Source organism: Paenibacillus kobensis NBRC 15729, from assembly GCF_004000825.1.
Classification (GTDB): domain Bacteria; phylum Bacillota; class Bacilli; order Paenibacillales; family Paenibacillaceae; genus Paenibacillus_T; species Paenibacillus_T kobensis.
This window is the reverse complement of record NZ_BILZ01000008.1, coordinates 24,355-49,606: the sequence shown is the minus strand read 5'-3', so window position 1 is coordinate 49,606 and position 25,252 is coordinate 24,355. Positions and strand designations below refer to the sequence as shown.

The following is a 25,252-nucleotide window of genomic DNA, read 5'->3' as shown; positions in this document are numbered from 1 at the left end:
CCGTATCGATTGCGGTCAGGTTTTTTCGTAGTACAAAGCCAGATACGTCGCGGCTGCTGCTAGCGGCCTGTCGATTGGGAGGAGTGAGGAAGTTGCCGCTTCAATGGTTCTGGAGTCGTGAGCTGCTTACATCGCGCAGCATGCTGTGGACGCTGCTAATCGTTAACGGACTAGGTACGATTTATGGCTATATGTGGTACGGGCAACAATTGGTCGAAACGGCCGCCAATAAACCGCTGTGGATGCTCCCATTTGTACCGGACAGCCCAACGGCCAGTCTGTTCTTCTCATTGTCGCTCATTTATATGCTGATTCCCAATGAGCCTGCAACGGCTATCGGCCGATTAATCCGCTCTGTAATTGAGGCGCTGGGGGTTGTCACATCGGTGAAATACGGGATTTGGGCGGTAGCCATGATCGTATCGGGTGCTTCACTCGGTACGACAACGGGATGGCAGGATTGGATGCTGATCGTTTCGCATGCCGGCATGGCGGTAGAAGCATTGCTGTTTGTCCGGTTTATGTCGGTCAGCGCAGCCGCCACGGGCGTTGCAGCGGGCTGGCTGCTGCTTAACGATACGGTCGATTACCGGTTTGATGTATTTCCTTGGCTACCGGCACCGCTATACGATTATTTAGCTGTCGTATGCGTATGTACTTTCGCTCTTACGGTGTTCAGTTGGATCGTGTCGCGAGCGGCGATCATATTGAGGGACAGCGTGAATCGCACACAACGAATCAGATAGGAAGTCATGCGCTTAGCTAGTCTAATTGGACATCCTTACTCATAAGCTAGAATGAATGGGCTCACCGGCTGAAGGACGGGCACGATTCATATCGATGAGGAGGGGTGTCCGTGAGGACAAGATGGCTGATTGCTTGTATCCTATGCATCGCACTGACAATCGCATTAGTAGGTGCGGCAGCGGCGGCCTCTTATGGCGACTCTGGCCATACCCGGGCCGACACCGTATCCAGAATGCACGATTCGGTACAAGCATTGTATGGCGCGGCTACAGACGGCAACCGGCAGATCGCCTACCGTGCCGGGCAGCAATTATCGATACAGTTGAAGACTTCGTCTGAGTATGCAGGCGGTACGGCTTATGGATGGAGTCTGGTTAACCAGTATGCCGCTTCATTGTTAACCAAGCTGGTGGTCGGCATGACAGTCGTGAAGTGGCGGCCCGATGCGGTAAGAATTAAGCTGGCGGTCGATGCAGCGGAAGCTTCTGCCGCTGGAATGCCCCAAACGGCAATGTGGCTTCAATACAAGCCAGTCATTGCGGAAGATATCGGACGGGTGAAGATCGCAATGGAACGGCAGGACAAGAAAGCATTCGCTTCGGCTGAGGCTGCTCTAGGTACGCTCCGCGAGCGCGCCGATCGAATAGCAGGTGCGGCTGCCATGGTGAATAAACAAGCGAATGTTAAATCATTGAACGATAGCATCGCTTATGCCGCGAGATTGCTCGATGCCGGGCAGCGCGGTGAACTGACGAGACAGCTGTCGGCACAATTGTTCGCGCCTGTCGAAGCGGCAGCAGCGCAGCTGTTCGATACGGAATGGAGTGCAGGGGATAATCATGCCTCCGTAATGGCCCCGATCGGGGGCGGCGTTCCTCACCGGTGGATATTCAGCTTGTCTTCCTTCATCTCCAGTTTGCTGGCTTATGTATCCTGGAGGAAATATAAATCGTCGCCATACAACGTTTTATCGAAACAGAAGCCGGACAACGCAAATCCAATTATTTTGAAAAGAAAAGTATAAACAAACGGTACAGGAGCTTCCTGTACCGTTTTTATTTTAAGGAAGGGAGCTGGTGGACGCTTTGTTGCATCCCGCTTAGGCGTCTTCTTTAAAACCTTCGCCAAGTACGTCATGCACATCGTTGATTACGATAAAAGCGCGCGGATCGAATAACTTTACGATCATCCGAAGCTCCCTGACTTCTTGCCGGGTCACAACGCAGTATACAATATGCTTATGGGAGCCTGAATAGGCGCCGATTGCCGGAATTAAGGTGACGCCGCGGTCCAATTGCTTCGTGATTTGCGCCGCAATCGGCTCGCCCTCATTCGTAATGACGGAAATGGCTTTAGCCGCATAAGCGCCTTCCTGTATGAAGTCGATCATTTTGGATGCGATGAATACCGTTACGAGCGTATAAAGCACCTTTTCCTTCGGAATATACAACAGTGCTATCCCTATAATTACGACATCGAGCGCCAAAATGATCTGCCCCATGCTCCAGCCTTTCTGCTTGCTTATGATGCGGGCGACGATGTCGACGCCTCCAGTCGTACCTCCGAACCGGAATGTAATGCCAAGTCCGAGTCCGAGCGTGACGCCGGCATACAGGGCAGCTAATATATAGTCTTGCGACGTTTGGAAAGGAACGATCCAGCCTTTCGCAATGGCGCCCTCGATCAGCGCTAGAAAAGCCGATAGCGATACCGTTCCGAAAATGGTGTAGGCCATTTGATGCTTGCCGAGCATTCGGAGTCCGAGCAAGAAAAGCGGAATGTTCAAGACGAGCGTCGATAGGGACAACGGAAATCCGAACACGTAATTGAGCAATACTCCGATGCCAGTTACGCCGCCCTCCATCAGCTGATTCGGGATAACGAAATAGCTCAGGCCGAATGCATAGACGGCTGTACCTGCCATAATCGGGATGAGCGATTGGGCCGAATGCCATAATCGGTTCCTCATTTGGGTGCGCCTCCTTGCTATAGAGTGGACATTATGCTCTATCCGTTAGTATGCTGCTTTTGCTCCATTGGAAAACCATTGTTTTCACTGCCGCTTTAGGCTAACATATAGAATAATCCGCCAATGGCGTAATGGGAAAGGAAGTCCTATGACGAATAAGACGTTAGCCGACATCCAGCAAGAGGTGGATGACTACATATCGCAGTTCAAGGAAGGATACTTCAGTCCGCTTGCGCTCGTTGCAAGAATGACGGAAGAAGTGGGCGAGCTCGCGCGGGAGATCAATCATCATTACGGCGAGAAGCCGAAGAAGCCGGATGAAGCGGATAATTCCATCGAGATGGAGTTAGGCGACTGCTTGTTTATTCTATGCTGCTTCGCGAACTCACTCGATATCAACTTAACGCAGGCTCATGATGCTGTAATGAATAAATTCAATACGCGCGACGCGAACCGGTGGACACGCAAAGAGGACTAACCGTAACGCCGCTGCACTTCTTTACATATGCTGTACTATTCCTGTGTACAAGGGGGGTAGGCATATGGAAGGGGTCGATTGCCTTAAGCAGGCATACGGATGCATCCTGCAAAGCGATTTTGAAGGAGCCATCCTATGGTTTGAGCGGGCGATTGCCGCCGAACCGGATAATGCCTCATACTATTATAAATGCTCGATTTCGTACGGCAGAAGCGGCAAATGGGACCGGGCGCTGCAATATGCGGTGAAAGCTGTTGAGCTGGATCCCGAGCAGAAAGCCCATACCTATCAGCTGCGAACGGTACAGGCGAGATTGCTCTTTATTTCGGCTAGACAAGCACTAGGACATCAGCCTCCTCAAACGGCCGATGCGGTTCAATCGCTGCAAGAAGCGGTTGAGTTGGATCCACTAAGCTTCGAGGCCTATATCCTGCTCGCAGAAGCCTATGCGAAGCTTAATAAGCTGGACGACGCGGTGCGCTGCTCGCTGGAAGCGATTCGGCTTAATCCGGCCGATGAGTCCGCCCGAACTTTATTCGCGGATATGAACCGCAAGCGGCGCGCGCTTCGGTACCGCCAGCAAAGACGACAAAGAAGAAGGAACAGGTGAATGATTCAATGACGAAACCGATTCATGTAGCAGTAGCTGGAGCAAGCGGTCGTATGGGCCGTGAAGTAGTAAAAATGGTACTAGAAGAAGCTGATTTCGTCTTGGCTGCGGCGTCTGCCAGAACAGCAGGTTCGGTAGACGCCGGAACGTTCGTCGGCAAGCCGGCATGCGGCGTAACGTTCAGCGCATCGCTCGAAGAGGCGCTGGACAGCGGCCAAGTGGACGTTCTGGTCGATTTCACGGTTCCTCATGCGGTATATGAAAATGCGAAGCTGGCGATATCCCGCGGCGTCCGCCCGGTTATCGGAGCGACGGGCTTATCTCCTGAACAAATTGATGAATTGGACAAGCTGTGTAAGGAGCAGGGCATCGGCGGCCTGATCGCTCCGAACTTCTCGATCGGCGCTATCCTGATGATGCAGTTCGCTGCGCAGGCGTCCAAATATTTTCCGAATCTCGAAATCATTGAGTACCATGGCGATCAGAAGCTGGATGCTCCATCCGGTACGTCGATCAAGACGGCGGAACTTATTACCAAAGTGCGCGAAGAAATGCGGCAGGGCAATCCGAACGAGGAAGAAACGATCGAAGGCTCCCGCGGCGGGTACTATAATGGCTTCCGCATACATAGCGTAAGACTCCCGGGCGTATTCGCTCAGCAGGAAGTCATCTTTGGCGCATTCGGCCAGTCGCTTAAAATTCGCCACGACTCGTATGATCGTGCCGGATACATGCCTGGCGTAGCGGTTGCAGTACGCAAAGTTATGGGCTATGAAGGTATGATTTACGGCTTCGAGCACTTGATGGACTAAAACGAGAGGCTTTTCAACTATACAGTAGGACGAGCGGAGAGGGGAACACACCGATGTTACATATTGCATTTATTGCACACGATCGCAAGAAAGAAGAAATGGTTAACTTCATTACGGCATACGAGAACGTATTTAAGCCGTATCAGCTGTACTCGACAGGTACGACAGGACAACGCATTATGGAAAAAACAGAGCTGCAAATTCACCGCTTTATGTCCGGTCCGCTTGGCGGCGATCAACAGATTGGTGCGCTAGTGGCTGAGAATACGATGGACTTTATTATTTTCCTCCGCGATCCGCTGATGGCGCAACCGCATGAGCCGGATATTATCGCTTTGCTTCGGCTGTGCGACGTGCAGGGCATTCCGGTTGCGACGAATATTGCAACAGCGGAATTACTCGTACGTGCTCTTGAGCGCGGCGATTTCGGATGGCGTGAGCTCGTTCATAAGTATAAACCGGAGTCGTCGCTGTAATGTCCCGCGAACAGACAGCAGACGAGAAGCTGGATATTCTCGTGTTCGGCGCCCATCCTGACGATGCGGAGATTGGAATGGGCGGCACGATCGCCAAGCATGTTGCGGCTGGCCTGCGCGTCGGCATGTGCGATCTGACCGAAGCGGAGATGTCGTCGAACGGTACCGTCGAATCCCGCCGCAAGGAAGCGGAGGAAGCATCCTCCATACTGGGATTGGCTGTCCGTACGAACCTGGCGCTGCCTGACCGGGGGCTCGGCGCCGATGGTCATATTGAGGCGATAACTGCCGAAATTCGGCGGTGGCAGCCTCGCCTCGTCTTCGCTCCTTATTGGAACGACCGCCACCCGGACCATAACCGTTGCAGCGCGCTCGTCGAGGAAGCGGTATTCAATGCGAAGCTTCGGCGCTACTTGCCGCATTTGCCGGCTGTGCAGGTTGAGCAGCTGTATTTTTATTATATCAATGATGTAGAGGACGTTCGGCTTGCAGTCGACGTATCCGGTGTCTATGATCGTAAGCTTGCATCGCTGCGCGCATACCGGTCCCAATTCGAGTCGGTTCAAGCAGGCGAAGACCGGGTTGCTACTCCGCTTACGGGCCGTTATGTCGACAATGTGGAGGCGAGAGACCGGCTGCTTGGCACAGCGCGAGGCTGGAGCTATGCGGAAGGCTTTACGGTTAAAAAGCCGCACACGGTCGCTTTGTTCTAACAGGCTGTCTGTCGAATCGATGAGAATGACCTCGGTTAGATCAACATACATTAGAACCACATCAATACCCAATATGCATGCCTAGGAGTGGCTAATCGTGACGAGAAAATTAAAAATCGGCATTACCTGTTACCCGTCCCTTGGCGGCTCAGGCGTCGTCGCGACCGAGCTCGGGAAGTTGCTAGCGGAGAAAGGGCATGAAATCCATTTTATTACGCATAGCATCCCGTTCCGGCTCGGTAAATTTCATAAAAACATTTTTTATCATGAAGTAGAAGTGAACGATTATTACGTATTCCGTTATCCTCCATACGATCTTGCGCTCGCGAGCAAAATGGCGCAAGTCGTTCAGATGCAGGAGCTAGACCTCCTGCATGTCCATTATGCCGTTCCGCATGCGATTTGCGCCCATCTAGCGAAGCAAATGGTCGGAAGCAACTTGAAGACCGTGACCACGCTGCACGGAACGGATATTACGGTACTGGCGCAGGACGAGTCGCTCAAAGACTTGATCCGGCTGGCCATCAATACGAGCGATGCGGTAACAGCGGTATCAGCGGACTTGATCAAAGAAACGCGCGAACTGCTTGATATTACGAAGCAGATTGAGCTCACATACAATTTTGTCGATAAACGGATCTATTATCCGCGGGAATGCCAATCGCTGAAGCGAGATTATGCTCCGAACGGCGAGAAGCTGCTGATGCACATCTCGAACTTCCGGCCGGTGAAACGAATCAGCGATGTGATCGATACGTTCGCCCGCGTGGCGGATGCCATGCCTGCGAAGCTGCTGCTCGTCGGCGAGGGGCCGGATTTGACGAAGGCCCAGTTCCGCATTCATCAGCTTGGACTGGACGATAAGGTTCATTTCCTCGGCAAGCAGGATGATGTTGCACAGCTGATTTCCATTGCGGATTTGATGCTTCTGCCTTCCGAGAAGGAAAGCTTCGGTCTCGTCGCACTCGAGGCAATGGCTTGCGGAGTTCCGACGATCGGATCAATTGCCGGCGGCATACCGGAGCTTGTTACGCATGGCGAAACCGGCTACCTGTCACCGATTGGCGATACGGCTTCGATGGCGGAGAATGCAATTCGCTTGTTGTCCGACGACGAACTGTTCGAACGAGTACGAAATGCATGTATTCATCGGGCGCGCTCGAGATTTTGCAACGATTTGATTACAGCGGAGTATGAACGGATTTATTATCGGACGCTTGGTATTGATGCCGATATACCGGTACCGGTCTGCACTGCGGAATAGAGGCTTGCTCGATGGCTAAGCCGTATTGGGATCATGAGATGGAACGCGCTCTTCCAGTGCTCCAGACGCTGCAGGATGCCGGTCACGAGGCGGTATTCGTCGGCGGCTGCGTACGGGATGCCGTGGCGGGAAGACCGCTGAAGGATGTTGATATCGCGACGTCAGCGACGCCGGACACCGTTATGTCGCTGTTCGACCGGACTGTACCGACAGGTCTTGCGCACGGGACGGTTACAGTATTGTCCGAAGGCGAGAGTTACGAAGTAACAACTTTCCGGACGGATGGCGACTACGAGGATCACCGCAGACCTGCAGGCGTCGAATTCATTGCGGATTTGGAAGGCGATCTGCTGAGGCGCGACTTTACGATGAATGCGATGGCGATCCGGGCAGACGGAACGCTTGTGGACCTATACGGCGGATTCGAGGATATCGGCAGACGAATCGTCCGTTGCGTTGGGGATGCGGATGCGCGTTTCCAAGAAGATGCGCTTCGGATGGTACGCGCCGTTCGATTCGCTTCGACATTCGGTTATTCCATTGCGATTAGCGCTTGGCGCGCAATCATCCGCAACCGTGAATTGCTGAATCATGTCGCAATGGAGCGGATTAGTGCTGAGTTGGACAAAATGATGGACGGCGCCGGCCCGCACCGCGGCGCCGTCTGGCTTGCTGCGAGCGGGTTGCTGCAGCATACGCGCGAGCCGCTGCCTGCCGTCTTCGCCGCGCCGAAGCGGGGCGGAGCGGTCGACGGCAGTGAGGTAGATGCCAGCGGCAGCAACAACAGCAGCGGCATTCCGCCGCTGACGCTTGAGGCGCTTGAGCGCCTGCAGCACCGGGACGACCGCTGGGCGGCCGTCTTCCTCGCGCTCCGGCTGACGCCGGACGAAGCCGAGGAGACGCTAACGCGCCTGCGCTTCCCGGTTCGCCGCACCTCGGCGATCCGGGCGGTCGTCCGCGTGCACGAGGCGGCAGCAGCGCATGCCGCCAACTTCGAAGCGGCGGCGCAGCCTGACGCCGCTGCTGCTTGGGTCAGCGCCGTGCTAAGCACCGGCGCTGACGCAGCCGCCGCATGGCTGCGCGTCGCCCGCGTCTTCGCTGAGGCGGACAGCGCGCTCGGCGGCACTGCTTTATCGCCGCGTGCGCTCAGCCTGCTGGAGGAGCGTCTCGCGGCGATGCCGTGCACGACCGTGCGCGAGCTTGCGGTAGGCGGCACAGATCTCGCCGAGCGGCTCGGCATGAAGCCGGGACCGCGCACGGGACAGCTGCTGCAGGCGCTGCTGCGCGCCGCGGCATCAGGAGAAACGCCGAACGAGCGGGAAGCGCTGCTGGCGCTTGCCCAATCTATGGAAGAGGAACGGATGAACGATGGATCATACACTTCTTGATTTGCTAGAGCGCGATCCGGGTCAATATGTGTCCGGAGAAGCGATCAGCAAGGAGCTTCATGTGAGCCGGACGGCCGTATGGAAACAAGTACGCAAGCTCGAAGACCGCGGTTATGTCATCGAAGCCTCACGCAAGCTCGGCTACAAGCTCATATCCAAGCCGGACAATCTGTCGCTGGACAAGCTTGCCGGGATGCTGAAGACGAGCCGGTTCGGCCGCGAGATCAGGCTGCTTGAGGAAGTCGATTCGACACAGAACGAGGCTCAGCGCTGGGCGGAAGACGGAGCACCGGAAGGCGCACTCGTCATCGCGGAACGTCAGAACAGCGGCCGTGGGCGCATGGGGCGGGGCTGGGTGTCGCCCTATACGAAAGGCGTCTGGATGAGCTTCATTATGCGGCCCAGCACTCCGATTCATTTCGCACCGCAGCTCACACTGCTTACTGCCGTTGCGCTGTGCCGCAGTCTGCGCCGGACGACAGGACTTGAGATCGGCATCAAATGGCCGAACGATCTGCTGATCGACGGGCGCAAAATTAGCGGCATTCTGCTCGAATCGGCTGCAGAAGACGAGCGGATCAAATATATCGTTGCCGGCACAGGCATTAGCGTGAACCTTGACGTGTCCGACTATCCCGAAGAGCTGCTGGAACGTGCGACATCGCTGTCGATCCAGGCGGGACGTAAGTTTTCAAGGGAAACCGTCATCGCAGACTTCATGCTCGAGTGGGAGCAGTTGTACGATCTGTACTTGAAGGATGGGTTTGCTCCCATTCAGTTGTTGTGGGAAGCGTTGTCGGTAACGCTGCACGAAGCTGTAACGGTACAGACGCCGCAGGGCGATCTGGCCGGCCGCGCTGTCGGTTTGCACGAGAGCGGCGCTCTCATGCTTGAACAGTATAACGGCGAGCTGAAGCTGGTATTCTCCGGCGAGATGGGGCAGCCAAAGCCTTCTCAAGGCTAGATGTTAATCAAGGATGGCGATAATTGTAGAATTCGGCTTCAAGAAGGCGAATCCTAAATTTACGCCATCCTTGTTATTTGGTATACTGGTTGCAAGCAAGGCGGTATCCGGCCGGAACTGCACTTGATGCAAGCAAGTTCACCATTTAATTATCCCGCAGAACAATTAGTCATGCGCGCTTTATGCGCACTCTGCTCTGAGCCGTAAGGGACCGAGACAGAAGGAAGCGATGCAATTCAACGTTCCTTTATCGTTAGGGACCTTTTTAGCAGCGGCTAAAAGGTTTTTTTGTGTTTATCCTATACTTTAAAGGGGATGAAGCAGCAATGGCACAACCGTTAACCATTACGAAGCTTAAGAAAATGAAGCAGGACCGGAATCCCATCTCCGTCCTGACCGCTTACGATTATCCATCTGCTAAGCTAGCAGAGGAAGCGGGCGTCGACGTCATTCTTGTCGGCGATTCGCTTGGCAACGTCGTGCTCGGCTATGATACGACTGTTCCGGTTACGCTCGATGACATGGTGCACCATACAAAAGCGGTTCGCCGTGGAGCGGCGGACACTTTCGTCGTTGCGGATATGCCGTTCATGACGTATCACATCGGCCGCGAAGCAACGCTGCGCAACGCGGCGCGTCTTCTTCAGGAAGGGCTTGCCAATGCGGTTAAGCTGGAAGGCGGAGCCGAAATTGCGGATGAGGTCGCGGCGCTCACTCGTGCGGGAGTGCCTGTCATGGGCCATCTCGGACTAACGCCGCAATCGATCCATCAGATCGGCGGCTATAAAGTACAAGGCAAACTCGAGCATGAGGCCGAGCGGCTTCTCCAAGATGCGAAAGCATTGGAGGCTGCCGGCGCATTCGCCATTGTGTTGGAACTAATGACCGAGCCGATAGCGGAAGCTATTCGCACAGCGGTATCGATTCCGACGATTGGCATTGGCGCGGGTCGCGGCTGCGACGGCCAAGTGCTCGTTTTTCATGATATATTGCAATATGCCTCTCCTTACCGGGAGAAACGGTTCGTGAAAACTTATGCCGATATCGGCACTACGATTCGAAGCGCAATCGGCGCATATGTGCAGGATGTGAAGACCGGAGCTTTCCCGGAACAAAAGCATGCATTTCCGATGGAGCCAGGCACTGCCGTGCTGTCTAACTTGTACGGCTCGGGCCAGGCAGGTTCGGGCTCGAAGCCGGCCCATGCGGATAGCCCTGTGCAGGGAGACAGAGAGGAGAAACAAACGACATGATCATTTGCCGTACGAAGCAGCAATTGCGGCATGCACTGCGTGAAGAGCGTACGAAGCAGCCGTCGATCACGACAGGTTTCGTTCCAACGATGGGCTATTTGCACGAAGGCCATGCCAGTCTAATCCGGCAATCGGTCCGGGATAACGATATAACGGTATTAAGCATCTTCGTCAATCCGCTCCAATTCGGTCCGAACGAAGACTTCGACCGGTATCCCCGTGATGAGCAGCGCGATCTTTTGCTTGCGGAGAATAACGGGGCGGACATCGTATTTATGCCTACCGTAGAAGAAATGTATCCCATCAAGCCGCTCACCCGGCTTACGGTGGACGTTGTAACCGACCGTCTGTGCGGCGCTTCGCGTCCTGGCCATTTCGACGGCGTAGGCGTTGTCGTCAGCAAGCTGTTCCACCTCGTTCAGCCGCAACGGGCGTACTTCGGAATGAAGGATGCGCAGCAAGTTGCCGTTATTCAGCGAATGACCGACGACTTGGATATGCCGGTCGAAATCGTGCCATGTCCGATCGTACGCGAACCGGACGGTCTTGCGCTTAGCTCCCGCAATGTTTATTTGAGCGCGGAGGAACGGCTGCAAGCGCTTGTCCTGTCCAAGGCGCTGTCTGAAGCGAAGGAACTTGGCGAACGTGAAGGCTTAACCGTAGAGGGGCTGATTACACAGCTGTCGTCGATGATCCGGAAGTCTCCTCTTGCAGATATCGACTATATTGAACTGTTAGCCTATCCAGATTTGACGCCACTCCCAGGTGAAGAAGCTGTTAAAGAGGTTCAAGGCACGCTGCTGCTCGCGCTGGCGGTCCGGTTCGGAAAGACGAGACTGATCGACAATCGGATATTAAGCTTTGTGGAGGTAGAATCCCATGTTTAGAACGTTAATGAAATCAAAGCTTCACCGTGCAACGGTGACAGAAGCAAATTTGAACTATGTTGGCAGCATTACGATTGACGAGGATTTAATGGATGCAGCCGATATGTGGGAGAATGAGAAAGTTCAAGTCGTCAACAACAATAATGGCGCACGCTTGGAAACCTATATTATTAAAGGTCCCCGCGGCAGCGGTGTCATCTGTCTGAATGGGGCGGCTGCACGGCTTGTACAGCCCGGCGACCAAGTCATCATTATTACGTACGCCGCGATGGCTGAGGAAGAGGCACGCCGCTTTAAGCCGACGATCGTAATTGTCGATGAGCATAACCGTCCGCTCGATTCGTTGACGGAAGAAATTCATTCGGTCATCCTTTGATCGATTGCTTCCATGCCAGCGCTGTGTAAAGGCTGGGGAGCGGTATGAAATCGGCCCGCACTACAAAGAATGAGGTTACTCCGGTCAGTCAATCCGTCATCATCTATTGAGCTTATTGACCGGCATCGTTCTACACTCATTCTTACGTAAAGGCGGGTGCCGAATATGTTTGCGCATCTGTTCGCGACGATGAACGACAAGTTGGACGAAATTATGCGTCTGTATCCAAGGACAACTGGAGATCGGCGTGAGCATCTCAACAAACAGCTGGACGTGCTCAAGGCGATGAGCGATTCCATTGTGGAGCATTGGTTGTCGTTCGAGGAGAAGATGGCTGAATTCTATTCGGCAATGAAAGCAGCGCAAGACGACGACCCGGCAGCTTCGGTACCGCTCGTTACGCATGCACCGAAGAACTTGGAACCACAGCTAGCGGACAATGAGACGGTACAGGCGGAACAGACTTCCGGGGCGCATCATGCGCATGGCGTCTCTCCCAACGGTAAAATGCAGGACGAGGTATGCAGCTACAGTTTCAGCGAGGATACGGCTTTCTTAATCTCAAGGGGGCAAGGATACTTCAGGCTTCATATGTTTGGTCATGCAGCCTCCGAGCTTGGGAAAGCAATCGAAATGTCGCCGGATTGCCAGTTGGCCCGATTGTTTATGGCGATGACGCTGATGCATATGCAGCAGTGGAACGATGCGGAGAAGCATTTCCAAATCTTAATTTCGCTAACCGAGCATGCCAAATGGCGGGCAATCGGTTATAATGCTCTCGGGTGCATTCAAGCGGTACACATGAATTTGGAGCTCGCAGAGCAATTTTTCCGGAAGGCGCATCACGCCGACCCGAGCTTTACCGATTCCATGATGAACTTGAAATGCTGCAAGGAAAGGAACGGGCAGCAGCTGTCGCTTCGTTTCGGGAGCGCGGAGCTGATCCGTTAGGAGAGGACCGAAAGCCGGATGAAATTTGCAATACTCGATTTGGAAACGACCGGCCATCAGGCCGAAGACGACATTATACAGATTGGCATCGTCGTATTGGATGAGGAGCTGAACGTAGCCGATACGTTCAGCTCCTTCGTGCGGCCTGGAAAGGCGATACCTCCGTTCATTACGCAGCTTACCGGCATAACGGACGATATGGTTGCGGACTCGCCATCGCTTGAAGATCTATTAACTGACGTAGTCCGATTGCTTAGCGATGCGGTTCTGGTGGCGCACAATGTCGGCTTTGATGCCCATTTCTTGAACCGGTCGCTTGACAAGTGCGGCTATAGTCCGTTCACGGGACGCCGACTCGATACGGTCGATATGCTTCGGATGCTGTATCCGACGCTTCCTTCGTACCAGCTTGGAGCTGTATCCGAAGCGTTCGGCATCGAGCATGAGCGTAAGCATCAAGCGGACAGCGATGCGGAAGCTACGGCCCTGCTGTTCGCGAATTGCGTGCATAAGCTAAGGGATTTGCCTCTGCTTAGTCTTCAGCGGCTTGGAGAGCTGTTCAACGGATATGACGATTTAAGCTGGTTCATTCAGCTTACTCTTCAGAACAAAGAGCTCGAGACGTCCCTTGATACGAACAATCATGTCTATTTCAATCAACTGGCCATGAAAGCGGGAGATTGGTCGGAGGTTCAGCCGGCACGCGCCAATGGGGAAGATGAGACGCTGTCGAATTTGACGTTCGAGCAGTATATGGATGAGGTACGCGCACGGTTCCGTCAGCTGATGCCGGATTATGAGGAGCGGGAAGCACAATCCATTATGTTCGAGGAAGTTCATGAAGCGCTCGATCATGAACGCCATTTGCTGATCGAAGCGGGAACGGGTACAGGCAAATCTCTCGGATATTTGCTTCCTTCGTTATATTATGGGGCGAAACAGCAAAAAAAAATCGTCGTCAGCACGCACACCATCAATCTTCAGGAGCAGCTCCGCCAGCGCGATATTCCGCTGCTTCACGAAGTTTCGCCATTCCCATTCCGTGCGGCAATATTCAAAGGCAGAGGCAATTACATCTGTCTGCGCAAGTTCGATACGAAGGTGCGCATGCGGGAATATGTTTCACCAAACGAAGATTTAATGACGGCAGCGCAGATGATTATATGGCTCGGCGAGACCGAAACCGGCGATCAAGAGGAACTGAACTTCGGCAACAAAGGTGCAGAGTTCTGGGAGACGGTTGCCAGCGATGCTGATTCGTGCTTGAACCGGGCTTGCCCATGGTTCCGCCGCTGCTTTTATCACCGGGCGAAGCATGAAACGAATGTAGCGGATATTGTCATTACAAACCATTCGCTCGTCTTCACGGATATTCAGGCCGAACACCGGCTGTTGCCGGGCTACGAGCAGCTCGTTGTCGATGAGGCCCATCATCTAGAGGAAGTGGCGGGCAAGCATCTTGGCTTGCAGCTGTCTTATTTTTCCTTCGTACATCCTTTCAGCCGGTTAGTCAAGGACAGCCGAGGCGGCGGATTGCTCAGCCAATTGATCGCGCTGCTGCATGGTGAGTCCGAAGCTGCCGTGCCGGCTTGGATCGAGACTTTAGACGAACTGGGCAAGACGCTAACAGCGATTCGTGAGGATTGGGATAAATTGTTCGAGCTTATGTATGCGCTGATGGGGGCTCAATCGGGTGCTCAGGCACAGCAGACGGAAGCGGGCCAGTCGGTGTTCCGAATCCGTCCGAAGGAGCATCCGGCAGGATGGCCGACAATTACCGATACGGAGAACAACATATACGCCGACCTGAACAAGGCGGTTCGAACGTTGGAAAAGTCGCTCACCGATATGAAGGAGAAGATTGAGGAAACGCCTATCGTCAATCTGATTACCGATTTGAATGGCGCAGTGAAGGATCTTGCCCGCGTTCGTGACGATATGCGCGAGTTCGTTCGCGCCAACAAGCTGGATACGGTATACTGGATAGAGGCAACTACGCAATTCAAGGCAAAGTCGATTCATTTGTATGCCGTTCCGGCGGACGTGAGCGAGCAGCTTCGTATGCATCTGTTCGAGCCAAAGAAGAGCGTTATCTTGACGTCTGCGACACTGTCTGTACAGAAGACGTTCCAATACGCTTGTGAGCAGCTTGGACTTGAAGGCATGGAACAGGAAGGAAGACTGAAGACAGTTCAACTGCCTTCGCCTTTCAATTACCGGGAGCAGGCGCTGGTTATTATCCCTCGTAACTTTCCGCAATTGAAAGGAGCGGGGGGAGATCCTCAATTCATCAGTCTGCTGGTACGATCGTTAACCGAGTCTGCTATAGAGCTGGGCGGAAGAATGCTTATTCTATTCACTTCATACCGCATGCTGCGGCAGGTATACGATCCGCTCAAGGAAGCGCTGGAGCAGCATCAAATTCAAGTGCTCGGCCAAGGCATTGACAGCAGCAACCGAAGCAAGCTGACCCGCCGTTTCCGGCAACAGTCCGCTTCCGTACTGCTCGGTACAAGCAGCTTCTGGGAGGGCGTCGATATCCCGGGCGATGCGCTTACTTGTCTCGCGATTGTAAGGCTGCCGTTCCAACCGCCGAACCATCCGCTCGTTGAAGCGAAGTCGGAGCTGCTGCTGGCTCAGAAGCAGAATCCGTTCATGAAGCTGTCGATCCCGCAAGCGGTCATCCGCTTCAAGCAAGGTTTCGGAAGGCTTGTCCGTTCGGCGAAGGACAGGGGAATCGTACTCATATATGATACTCGCGTATTAGAAACGTATTACGGCAAATATTTTCTGTACTCGCTTCCCGGTCCCAAAATCGAGCATATGCATATCGAACAGATCGTGCCTCGAATGCGGGAGTGGCTGGCGGTTGAGCAGGAAGGGGCGCGGCAATGAAGCAATTGAAAATATCGGAAGCGGTCGTCAGACGGCTTCCGGTTTATTTGCAAGTGCTGAGCGAGCTGAGCGTGCGGGAGGTGCAAACCGTCTCCTCGCAGGAGCTTGGCCGCAAGCTCGACTTGAATCCGGCGCAAATCCGCAAAGATTTGGCTTATTTCGGAGAATTCGGGCGAAAAGGTATCGGTTACGACGTCAACTATTTGATTGAGAAAATCAGACAAATTCTGAACCTTGATACGACTCATTATGCCGCATTGATCGGGGCAGGCAATCTTGGACATGCACTTTGCAATTATAATACTTATCTTAGAGATAATGTTCAGATTACTGCCGTATTCGACGCGAGCCCGGCGAAGATCGGTTCGACGATTAACGGTTTGACGGTTTTGCCGATGAGCGAATTGCGGGAGACGATTATTGCACAGCGAATCCGAATCGGCATCATTACTGTTCCGGCCTCAGAGGCGCAGAATGTAGCGAACGAACTCGTGTCGGCAGGCGTTGACGGTATTTTGAACTTTGCTCCAGCGATTCTGAAAGTGCCGGAGTCCGTACGCATTCATCATGCGAATTTTACGACAGAATTGTTGAGCTTGGCTTATTATATTGAAAAGGAAAGGTTGGAGCGCGATGAGTGAATGGTTAATTAAAGACGGCTTGTTCGTTACGATGGACGATGCGCAGCCAGTCGTTCGCGGTTATCTGCATGTGAAAGGCGACACCATTGCTTACATAGGCCCACAGGAACCGCAGGTTTCGGAGGGAACTGAAATTGTCGACGGCAAAGGACTCGTGTTTATGCCAGGTCTTGTGAATACGCATGGACATACGCCAATGACGCTGCTGCGCGGCTTTGCGGACGATATGGTGCTGCAAACGTGGCTGCAGGATAAAATATGGCCGCTCGAGGCGAAATTCGATGATGCATCGGCTAAATGGGGATCGTCGCTTGCTCAGCTCGAAATGTTGAAAACGGGAACGACGTCCTTCGTCGATATGTACGACCGTATGGACATCGTTGCAAGCGTCGTCGAACAATCCGGCCTTCGCGGCTGCTTGACGCGAGGCGTTATCGGCTTCGGTTCGCCTGAAGAGGTGAATGCGAAGTTCGAAGAGGCAGTCAATTTCGCACGCGACTGGAATGGCAAAGCTAACGGCCGTATTACGACGATGCTGTCGCCGCATGCTCCATATACATGTCCGCCTGCCTTGATCGAACGATTCGTTCAAGCATCCCATGAACTTAATCTGCCATTGCATACACACATGTCCGAAACAGCGGCTGAGGTGGAGCAAAACGTACGCGATTATGGTTCGCGTCCAGTTGAGCATCTCGATAAACTCGGCATGTTCGAACGTCCGACGTTGCTCGCGCATGCCGTTCATTTGACGGATGATGAGATCGCCTTGCTCGCTGAGCGCGGTGTCAGTGTATCGCATAATGCTGCCAGCAACCTGAAGCTCGCAAGCGGCGTTGCACGCGTGCCGGATATGCTTCGTGCAGGCGTAAAGGTATCGCTTGGTACGGACGGCGCAGCCAGCAACAACAACTTGTGCACATTCGACGAGATTCGTCTCGCGGGCCTTATTCATAAAGGCGTATCCGGTGATCCAACGGCTGTGCCGGCACTTGAAGCGCTTAAGCTCGGCACGTTGTATGGCGCCCGCGCCATCTGGCAGGGCTCGTCATACGGCAGTCTGGAAACAGGCAAGAAAGCCGATATTATTGCGCTTGATCTGAACAAGCCGCATTATTATCCGCTTACGGACATCGTCTCACATCTCGTTTACTCCGGTTCGGGTAGCGACGTGCTGCACGTATGGATCGACGGCAAGCAAGTCGTTCGGAAGGGTGAATGCTTGACGCTGGACGAAGAGCGCATTTGCCGTGAAGCGCAGGCGGCATTCGAGAGGCTGCTGTAGACGATGCGCGCAACACGAAAGAAACGGACTTCCTACATGACGCCTAGACGATGGACGGCATTGTCGCTTGTTCTGCTGCTTGCCGTTATTGCTGGCATTAACATCTGGTACCAGTCCATCTTCGCTGATACTTGGACTGCCGAGGATCAGGCTAAGAAGCAGGCGGCAGAGGCAGCTTCGCTGACTGACGTCGATCATGTGAGTAAATATGTGTGGGACGAAACCGCTTGGATCGTCGACGGTACGAGAGAAGACGGCGAGCGCGTATTTGTCTGGCTAAGAGAAAGTGTCACGGATACGGTGTATGGCTCCCATTCAGCCAGCAAAGATCAGATTCGGATCGCTATCAAATCGAATAAACCGGACGCTCGCATCGAGCATATTCGTCCGGGTATCGCCGGCGGCGAGCATATATGGGAAGTGTATTACTCCCGTATGGAGAGCGGCCAGCGCAAATATATGTACGACTTCTACAACTTCGAGAACGGAACGTTCATCAACACGTTCAAGCTCCCCGCCAAACGTCTGGCGGAGTAATCATCATCAATCTAACGCCGCCGGGCCTGCATCCGGCGGCGTTTCCTTTTATTACACAGCCGAATCGTATATCAACTGTGATATACTCATCATGTAGCAAACGAGACGCGGAATGATATTTCTTTTTTATATATTAGTGAGCAATGCACATTATTTTATGAGCCGAGGATGCAGCGTAGAGAGCAGTTTTCTTCTAAAATTACGTCATGTTAGAGCGCAGAGCGCAATCATTCTGGAGAAACGAAGTGGTCGCCTTTGTAGACGAATTGTTTCTTAATTGGAATTTATAAGTTCCAGACAATTCGGCTACAACAGCGATCGGAAGAATGATTGACGCTCGCAGCGGTTTTACATGGGGGCTTATGAAGAATGAACTGCTCTTTACGTCTCCGAAGGCGAATACGATTAGGAGGTTTGCGAACGATGCGATTGCGTATTGTACCTGCCATCTTATCTGTTGCCGTTACAGGCGGCCTGCTCTTCGGGGGCTGGTTCGCTTATGATCATATGGCCGTGAAGGAGCCGCTTGCGAAGGCGGTCAACGGGTTGCCGGGAGTCGTCGGTTCGGAATCGAGCGTGGAGAACGGGACCGTTCATGTCTCGCTCACTCTTGCGGATAATGCCGATCTTCGTACTGTCTATGAACAGCTCGCGAAAGATGGACAGTCCGTTCTGAATGGACGCAAGCTTCAACTTGACGTCAGCGGTCAAGCAGGAAGCGCGGAGCTGGATAAGCTCTGGTCGACGGTCCTGTTCGACGTCGCGGAAGCGATGGAAACGAAGTCCTACTCCAATATTCCGGCTGCGCTGGACCGTTTGTCTGCCGGACATCCCGGATTGAAAGCTGCGACCGATATGGATGAGACGAATGTATATGTGACCCTGCGGAAAGGGGAAGCAATTAAATACATCATATTGCCGCGTACGCCGGCAATGTTGGAGGTGTGGAATGATGCTTCGAAACTATAAGGTTGAGATCGGAATTGGAGCCGCTGCCGCATTTATCGTTTTTCTGCTGTATAGAGGTGTAAATTTACTGCCATTTGCCGTCATTGCCGGTATTGTCGCCGGACTGATCTATGCAGCTAAAATGAAAGGGCAAGGACCGCTTGCCGCTTCTAAAGGTGTTACGACTAAAAAGCAGAAAATTGCCGAGCCGTTGTCATTCGAGCAAATCGGCGGTCAGGAGCGGGCGAAGAAGGAGCTTATTGAGGCGCTTGATTTTCTCGTCAAAAAAGAAGAGATCGCCCGGTTAGGCATTCGCCCGATGAAAGGCATTCTGTTGACGGGACCTCCAGGTACCGGCAAGACGCTGCTTGCGAAGGCGGCGGCGCATTATACCGATTCGATATTCCTTGCCGCATCGGGCAGTGAGTTCGTTGAGATGTACGTCGGCGTCGGCGCAAGCCGGATCCGGGATTTGTTTAATGAAGCACGCCGTAAGGCTGTTAAGGCGGGCAAGTCCGCTGCCGTTATATTCATCGACGAGATTGATGTCATCGGCGGCAAACGCGACGGCGGCCAGCAGCGCGAGTACGACCAGACGCTCAACCAGCTGTTGACGGAGATGGACGGTATACACACGACTGAGACGCCGCGCATTCTGCTAATCGCAGCGACGAACCGGAAAGAAATGCTTGATCCGGCGCTTCTCCGTCCGGGACGGTTCGACCGTCATATCGGCGTTGAACTTCCGGACGTGAAAGGCCGGCTGCATATTCTGCAAATTCATGCGAAGAATAAGCCGATCGAATCGCAGGAGCTGCTGGACCGCGCTGCAGCGGAAACATTCGGCTTCTCCGGCGCACAGTTGGAGAGCGTTATGAACGAAGCCGCGATTTATGCGATGCGCGAGCAGTCCGATATCATCGGCCGGCCGCATTTAACGTCGGCAATCGATAAAGTGATGATGGGCGAGAAGACCGACCGGGAGACGACGGACGAAGAACGGATCCGGGTTGCAAGACATGAGCTGGGCCATGCGATTATGGCGGAGCTCGTCGCTCCAGGCAGCGTTGCGAACGTGACGCTGTCGCCGCGCGGACAAGCGCTTGGTTATGTGCGCCATCAGCCTCAGCGTGAACGGTACTTGTATACGAAAGCTTTTTTGGAAGGCCAGATTAAGATTGCGCTCGGCGGCGCTGCGGCGGAAGAAATTTACTACGGCGGCCGCAGCACGGGTTCCCGCGGAGACTTCGAACAAGCCATTGGCATGGTGCGGACGATGGCGGAGAGCGGCCTGACAGAGCTCGGAATTATTGATCCGGGTATGCTAACGGCAGAGAAGCTGTCGGGAATCGCTTCTGGCATGCTGGAGAGTCTGCTCGAGGAAACGAAGCAACAGCTGAATGCCCAGCTTCATGTATTTGAATATGCGCTCGACATTCTCGTCCGCGAGGAAACGGTCGACGGAAGCAAGTTCCGTAACTTGCTTCGTGAAGCCGATGCGCCGGCTGTCAGCGCAGTCTAATAATATGACAATAAGAAGTCAGACCTCGTGTCTGGCTTCTTATTTTGTTTATTTAACGTTATAATAATTACGCTGATATGCAAACGGAATACAGCAGGGATTGAGTGGAGGAGAACCAAGTGACGGTAAGAAAAGCAGGCGTAATCGGCATTGGAACGATGGGGCAGGGCATTGCGGAAATGTTAGCCTACAAAGGGCTTGATGTATATGTAGTAGAGCAATCGGCGGAGAAGCTGGAAGCGGGACTTAGCCATATCGAGCTTAACTTGGATAAGCAAATCGAGAAATGGGCTCTCACGCAGGCGGAGAAGAAGCTGATCTTGAACCGTATTTACCCGTTGGAGCGGCTGGAGCAGCTTGTAGATTGCGATATCGTGATCGAGACGATTACGGAAGATTTGGACGCCAAGAAAGAAATTTTCGAACGGTTGGACCAAATATTCGACGCAGAGGTCATTCTGGCGAGCAATACGTCGACGCTCAGTTTGACGGAGCTTGCAAGCGTTACGAAATACCCGGGCAGGGTAATCGGGACGCACTTCGTATATCCGGTTTCCAAAATCGATCTTGTAGAAATTGTACGCGGCTTGCAGACGTCGGACGACACGTTCGAGCGCACGAAACATTTTATAGAAGAAGTGACGAACAAGAAAGGCGTCATGGTGTTCGAATCGCCAGGTTTCGTCACCTCACGTCTTATTTGCTTGTTTATTAATGAGGCGCTGCACGTGCTGGAGGAAGGGGTTGCTTCCGCCGACGACATCGACAGCGCGATGCGGATCGGATATTCGTTCCAGCATGGTCCGTTCGAAATGGCCGACCGGTTCGGCCTTGATTCGGTATTGGCGGCGCTAGAACGGATGTTCCGCGAATACGGGGAGCTCAAATACCGGCCTTCCATCGTGCTGAAAAAAATGGTCCGGGCAGGCCATCTGGGTGCCAAGTCCGGCATTGGCTTCTTCCAATACGATAAGGACGGCGATCGGATATGAAAGTATTAGTCATTAATGCGGGAAGTTCCTCGCTTAAATATCAGTTGTACGACATGACGAATGAGTCGGTGCTCGCCAGCGGACGTGTGGAGCGCATCGGCATGGATTCGTCGATCGTGACGCATGAAGCGTCCGGCAAGTCGGAGGTGCGCAGCGTCAGCGAAATATTAGAGCATACGACGGCTGTCCGGCGTGTGCTCGAGATGCTTGTTGATCCGCATAACGGCGTCATCGACGTGATCAGCGAGATTGATGCGGTCGGACACCGCGTCGTTCACGGCGGAGAAGCGTTCAAGCAATCGGTATTGGTTACGCAGGACGTAAAGCTCGAAATCCGTAACCTGTTCGATCTTGCTCCGCTGCATAACCCCGCCCATATGATGGGGATTTCGGCTGTCGATACGAACTTGCCGGAGGTGCCGCAGGTCGTCGTATTCGATACGGCGTTCCATCAGACGATGCCTCGCGAGTCGTACTTATACGCCATTCCGATGGTTCTGTACCGCCGTCACAAAGTGCGCCGTTACGGCTTTCATGGCACTTCGCATGCTTATGTGAGCGTGCAGGCAGCCGCTTATTTGCAGCAGCCGTTGGAGTCGCTTAAGATGGTTTCGTGCCACATCGGCAACGGAGCGAGTTGTACGGCAATCTTGGACGGCAAGTCATTCGATACGAGCATGGGCATGACGCCTCTCGAAGGACTCATGATGGGCACGCGCAGCGGTGACCTTGATCCTGCGGTTGTGCCGTTTGTTATGAACAAGGAAGATCTGAGTGTCAGCGAAGTGAATTCGATGCTGAACAAGCACAGCGGGCTTCAGGCGATTAGCGGCTTGTCCAGCGATATGCGGGAAATTACCGAGGCGATGCAAGAGGGCGATAAGCATGCCCAGCTCGCTTTTGATATGTATGCTTATCGGGTTCGCAAATATATTGGCGCCTATGCAGCTGCGATGAACGGAATCGACACACTGGTGTTTACAGCAGGCGTCGGCGAGAATTCGTCCATTCTCCGCAAGGCGGTATGCGAGGGTCTGACCTTCCTCGGCATAGAGCTGGACGAAGAGCGGAACAACGAACGGCGCAAAGATGTGCGGATCATTTCGACGGATGCCTCCCGCGTGAAGGTGCTTGTTGTACCGACGAACGAAGAGCTGCTTATCGCTCGCGATACGTTCGAAATTGTGCAGCAGCAGCTGCAATCCCCGTAATCCCAATCATAAATGACACTTTTTGTGGTAAATATAGGAATGAGAGCGTACAAGCAACGATGAATTTTTATTGGGAGAGGGTGGCTGCATGCAAACGAGCAAATTAACGACAATTAAAAATCTAGCGGGTAAGGTCGGGGAGACTATTGTCATCGGATGCTGGCTGCAAGGCAAACGGTCCAGCGGCAAAATCCAATTTCTGAAGCTGCGGGACGGCTCGGGCTTCATACAAGGCGTTATCGCGAAGAGCGAGGTTGAAGAGTCGGCATGGGAAGCTGCACAGAAACTGACGCAAGAAAGCTCGCTCTATGTGACGGGCATCGTGCGCGAGGAGCCGCGCAGTCCATCCGGCTACGAGTTGACGGTTACAGGCGTTGACATTATTCAAATTACGGAAGAGTACCCGATTACACCGAAGGAGCATGGCATCGACTTTCTGATGGACCGCCGGCATCTGTGGCTCCGGTCGCCGAAGCAGCGTGCCATTCTCGTCATTCGGGCGGAGATCATTCGCGCGATCCAGCAGTTTTTCGATGAGAGCGGCTTTACGCTCGTCGACCCGCCGATCTTGACGCCATCGTCCTGTGAAGGAACGACGAATCTGTTTCATACCAAATATTTTGACGAGGACGCTTATTTGACGCAAAGCGGTCAGTTGTATATGGAAGCGGCTGCCATGGCGCTTGGCAAAGTGTATTCGTTCGGTCCGACGTTCCGCGCAGAGAAATCGAAGACCCGCCGGCATTTGATCGAGTTCTGGATGATCGAGCCGGAGATGGCGTTCGTCGATCACGAGCAGAACTTGGAAGTGCAGGAGCGGTTCATCACGCATGTCGTTCAGTCTGTGCTTGCCAACTGTAAAGCGGAGCTGGAGACGATCGGACGCGACGTGTCGAAGTTGGAGCAAGTACAATTGCCATTCCCGCGCATTACATATGACGACGCCATCGAGCTGCTGCACAAGGAAGGGTTCGACCTGCCTTGGGGCGAAGACTTCGGCGCTCCTCATGAGACAGCGATCGCGGAGAAGTTCGACCGTCCAGTGTTCATTACGCACTATCCGGCGTCGTTCAAGGCGTTCTATATGAAACCGGACCCGTCGCGGCCTGAGGTTGTGCTGTGCGCGGACATGATTGCTCCAGAAGGCTACGGCGAAATTATCGGCGGCTCGCAGCGGATCGACGATCCGGAGCTTATGGCGCAGCGGTTCCAGGAGCATGAGCTGTCCGAAGAAGCTTATGCTTGGTATATGGATCTTCGCCGATATGGCACCGTGCCTCATTCGGGCTTCGGACTTGGCCTGGAGCGGACGGTCGCTTGGATTTGCGGACTCGAGCATGTTAGGGAAACGATCGCATTCCCTCGGACGCTGTACAGGCTCTATCCTTAATCGATCAAGACGTTAGATGCTGCGTGGGAGGGACATCGGTTGAAGGATGAAATATGGAAAGCGTATGCGCGAGGCTTAGCGGATGCGATGAGCGGCGGAGGGGTGTTCATCCCCTTCGCGCTTCTGCGAACGTACCGCGCATTAGGGATTGAGGAGAGCGAGATGATGCTGCTCGTTCATCTGATGGCGTTCCGCGAAGCGGAAGGGAATGAATTTCCGACGCCGGAGCAGCTGGCTGAGCGAATGGGGCAGCCGATTAACGCCGTCGTGCAATCGATTCGCAAGCTCATGAAGGAAGGGCTGCTGACGATAGAAGAAGAAGCGGATCCGATGTCTGGCGTTCGCTCCGAACGGTACGACTGGACAAGCTGGCTGATCCGCTCGGGCCAGCAATCGGCGGCGATGAAACGGGAAGCGAATGCTGCTTCTTCTGCTGCCAGACAGGCAGCGGCAGGTGCTGGTTTTGCTTCGCAGGCTGTAGAGAGTGTGAATGCTGCTCCTGCGACCGACAACTTATTTGCCGTATTTGAGCAGGAGTTCGGACGCCCTCTGTCGCCGATGGAATGCGAGACGATCGCGGCATGGCTCGACCAAGACCGTTACTCCGACGAAATTATTCGTTTCGCGCTGAAGGAAGCGGTATTCGCGGGCAAACTGCATTTTCGCTATATCGACCGCATTCTGTTGGAGTGGAGCCGCAACCGTGTGACGAACACGGAAGAAGCGCGCGCCCATTCGCAGAAGTTTCGCGGCGGACGGGGCTAAGCATAGAAGAAAGGGCCGCATCCATATCGGATACGGCCCTTTGTAATGTTGAATCTGAGTAATAGTGATACATTCGGGCGATTATTCTAAAAAGCCACACGCGTAACAAAAATAAAGAAAATTTTTTAACCAAATGAATGTTTGCATCCCGTCCGTTTTTGTATTACGATTAGTTTAT

Annotated in this window: 25 protein-coding genes; 24 read left to right on the top strand and 1 reads right to left on the bottom strand. The window is 53.6% G+C overall.

The window, feature by feature from the left end:
- The first annotated feature begins 92 nt into the window (after positions 1 to 92).
- Together PKO01S_RS07620 and PKO01S_RS07615 are read left to right on the top strand one after the other, a co-directional pair.
- Positions 93 to 746, top strand: coding sequence for a DUF1405 domain-containing protein (locus PKO01S_RS07620; RefSeq protein ID WP_127530729.1), 654 nt, complete (start codon positions 93 to 95; stop codon positions 744 to 746).
- Positions 747 to 856: 110 nt separating this feature from the next.
- Entirely contained in the window at positions 857 to 1,771 is a 915-nt protein-coding gene (locus PKO01S_RS07615; protein ID WP_127530728.1) for a sporulation protein YpjB, read from the top strand.
- A gap of 75 nt (positions 1,772 to 1,846) precedes the next feature.
- Here PKO01S_RS07615 and PKO01S_RS07610 read toward each other — a convergent pair whose 3' ends face one another.
- Positions 1,847 to 2,716, bottom strand: a complete 870-nt coding sequence (locus PKO01S_RS07610) for a YitT family protein (RefSeq protein WP_127530727.1) — start codon at positions 2,714 to 2,716, stop codon at positions 1,847 to 1,849.
- Between the two features lie 148 nt (positions 2,717 to 2,864).
- Here PKO01S_RS07610 and PKO01S_RS07605 point away from each other — a divergent pair, with 148 nt between their 5' ends.
- From PKO01S_RS07605 to PKO01S_RS07500, 22 genes are all read left to right on the top strand, one after another.
- Complete coding sequence (locus PKO01S_RS07605; protein ID WP_127530726.1) at positions 2,865 to 3,194, top strand: nucleotide pyrophosphohydrolase; 330 nt, start codon at positions 2,865 to 2,867, stop codon at positions 3,192 to 3,194.
- 64 nt (positions 3,195 to 3,258) lie between these two features.
- Complete coding sequence (locus PKO01S_RS07600; RefSeq protein WP_127530725.1) at positions 3,259 to 3,804, top strand: tetratricopeptide repeat protein; 546 nt, start codon at positions 3,259 to 3,261, stop codon at positions 3,802 to 3,804.
- A gap of 8 nt (positions 3,805 to 3,812) precedes the next feature.
- Positions 3,813 to 4,616 carry a 4-hydroxy-tetrahydrodipicolinate reductase gene (dapB, locus tag PKO01S_RS07595; protein WP_127530724.1) on the top strand — a complete coding sequence of 268 codons (804 nt, stop codon included), beginning with the start codon at positions 3,813 to 3,815 and terminating at the stop codon, positions 4,614 to 4,616.
- 53 nt (positions 4,617 to 4,669) lie between these two features.
- Positions 4,670 to 5,092 (top strand): methylglyoxal synthase, encoded by a 423-nt coding sequence (gene mgsA / locus PKO01S_RS07590; protein ID WP_127530723.1) that lies wholly within the window; start codon positions 4,670 to 4,672, stop codon positions 5,090 to 5,092.
- Positions 5,092 to 5,805, top strand: coding sequence for a bacillithiol biosynthesis deacetylase BshB1 (gene bshB1 / locus PKO01S_RS07585; RefSeq protein ID WP_127530722.1), 714 nt, complete (start codon positions 5,092 to 5,094; stop codon positions 5,803 to 5,805). Before mgsA ends, bshB1 begins: the two co-directional genes overlap by 1 nt.
- 97 nt (positions 5,806 to 5,902) lie before the next feature.
- Complete coding sequence (gene bshA / locus PKO01S_RS07580; RefSeq protein ID WP_127530721.1) at positions 5,903 to 7,069, top strand: N-acetyl-alpha-D-glucosaminyl L-malate synthase BshA; 1,167 nt, start codon at positions 5,903 to 5,905, stop codon at positions 7,067 to 7,069.
- An 11-nt stretch (positions 7,070 to 7,080) separates the two neighbouring features.
- Entirely contained in the window at positions 7,081 to 8,457 is a 1,377-nt protein-coding gene (locus PKO01S_RS07575) for a CCA tRNA nucleotidyltransferase (RefSeq protein ID WP_127530720.1), read from the top strand.
- Complete coding sequence (locus PKO01S_RS07570) at positions 8,438 to 9,421, top strand: biotin--[acetyl-CoA-carboxylase] ligase (RefSeq protein WP_127530719.1); 984 nt, start codon at positions 8,438 to 8,440, stop codon at positions 9,419 to 9,421. Before PKO01S_RS07575 ends, PKO01S_RS07570 begins: the two co-directional genes overlap by 20 nt.
- A 326-nt stretch (positions 9,422 to 9,747) precedes the next feature.
- Positions 9,748 to 10,674, top strand: coding sequence for a 3-methyl-2-oxobutanoate hydroxymethyltransferase (gene panB / locus PKO01S_RS07565; protein WP_127530718.1), 927 nt, complete (start codon positions 9,748 to 9,750; stop codon positions 10,672 to 10,674).
- On the top strand, positions 10,671 to 11,561 hold the full coding sequence (panC, locus tag PKO01S_RS07560) for a pantoate--beta-alanine ligase (protein ID WP_127530717.1): 891 nt from the start codon (positions 10,671 to 10,673) through the stop codon (positions 11,559 to 11,561). The genes panB and panC overlap by 4 nt, the downstream gene beginning before the upstream one ends.
- Positions 11,554 to 11,937: an aspartate 1-decarboxylase gene (gene panD / locus PKO01S_RS07555; RefSeq protein ID WP_127530716.1), complete on the top strand. Its 384-nt coding sequence runs from the start codon at positions 11,554 to 11,556 to the stop codon at positions 11,935 to 11,937. The genes panC and panD overlap by 8 nt, the downstream gene beginning before the upstream one ends.
- Positions 11,938 to 12,102: 165 nt before the next feature.
- Complete coding sequence (locus tag PKO01S_RS07550; RefSeq protein ID WP_127530715.1) at positions 12,103 to 12,888, top strand: hypothetical protein; 786 nt, start codon at positions 12,103 to 12,105, stop codon at positions 12,886 to 12,888.
- An 18-nt stretch (positions 12,889 to 12,906) separates the two neighbouring features.
- A complete protein-coding gene (dinG, locus tag PKO01S_RS07545; RefSeq protein WP_127530714.1) occupies positions 12,907 to 15,783 on the top strand; it encodes an ATP-dependent DNA helicase DinG in 2,877 nt (958 codons plus the stop codon).
- Positions 15,780 to 16,424 carry a redox-sensing transcriptional repressor Rex gene (locus PKO01S_RS07540; RefSeq protein WP_127530713.1) on the top strand — a complete coding sequence of 215 codons (645 nt, stop codon included), beginning with the start codon at positions 15,780 to 15,782 and terminating at the stop codon, positions 16,422 to 16,424. Before dinG ends, PKO01S_RS07540 begins: the two co-directional genes overlap by 4 nt.
- A complete protein-coding gene (locus PKO01S_RS07535; RefSeq protein WP_127530712.1) occupies positions 16,417 to 17,709 on the top strand; it encodes an amidohydrolase in 1,293 nt (430 codons plus the stop codon). The genes PKO01S_RS07540 and PKO01S_RS07535 overlap by 8 nt, the downstream gene beginning before the upstream one ends.
- 3 nt (positions 17,710 to 17,712) lie before the next feature.
- On the top strand, positions 17,713 to 18,246 hold the full coding sequence (locus PKO01S_RS07530; RefSeq protein ID WP_127530711.1) for a cell wall elongation regulator TseB-like domain-containing protein: 534 nt from the start codon (positions 17,713 to 17,715) through the stop codon (positions 18,244 to 18,246).
- 423 nt (positions 18,247 to 18,669) lie between these two features.
- Positions 18,670 to 19,215 carry a hypothetical protein gene (locus PKO01S_RS07525; protein WP_127530710.1) on the top strand — a complete coding sequence of 182 codons (546 nt, stop codon included), beginning with the start codon at positions 18,670 to 18,672 and terminating at the stop codon, positions 19,213 to 19,215.
- Positions 19,199 to 20,716 (top strand): AAA family ATPase, encoded by a 1,518-nt coding sequence (locus PKO01S_RS07520; RefSeq protein ID WP_127530827.1) that lies wholly within the window; start codon positions 19,199 to 19,201, stop codon positions 20,714 to 20,716. Before PKO01S_RS07525 ends, PKO01S_RS07520 begins: the two co-directional genes overlap by 17 nt.
- A gap of 119 nt (positions 20,717 to 20,835) precedes the next feature.
- Positions 20,836 to 21,708: a 3-hydroxyacyl-CoA dehydrogenase family protein gene (locus PKO01S_RS07515; protein WP_127530709.1), complete on the top strand. Its 873-nt coding sequence runs from the start codon at positions 20,836 to 20,838 to the stop codon at positions 21,706 to 21,708.
- On the top strand, positions 21,705 to 22,919 hold the full coding sequence (locus PKO01S_RS07510) for an acetate/propionate family kinase (RefSeq protein WP_127530708.1): 1,215 nt from the start codon (positions 21,705 to 21,707) through the stop codon (positions 22,917 to 22,919). Before PKO01S_RS07515 ends, PKO01S_RS07510 begins: the two co-directional genes overlap by 4 nt.
- An 88-nt stretch (positions 22,920 to 23,007) precedes the next feature.
- Positions 23,008 to 24,309, top strand: coding sequence for an asparagine--tRNA ligase (gene asnS / locus PKO01S_RS07505; protein WP_127530707.1), 1,302 nt, complete (start codon positions 23,008 to 23,010; stop codon positions 24,307 to 24,309).
- A 39-nt stretch (positions 24,310 to 24,348) separates the two neighbouring features.
- Positions 24,349 to 25,074, top strand: a complete 726-nt coding sequence (locus PKO01S_RS07500; RefSeq protein WP_127530706.1) for a DnaD domain-containing protein — start codon at positions 24,349 to 24,351, stop codon at positions 25,072 to 25,074.
- Positions 25,075 to 25,252: the final 178 nt, after the last annotated feature.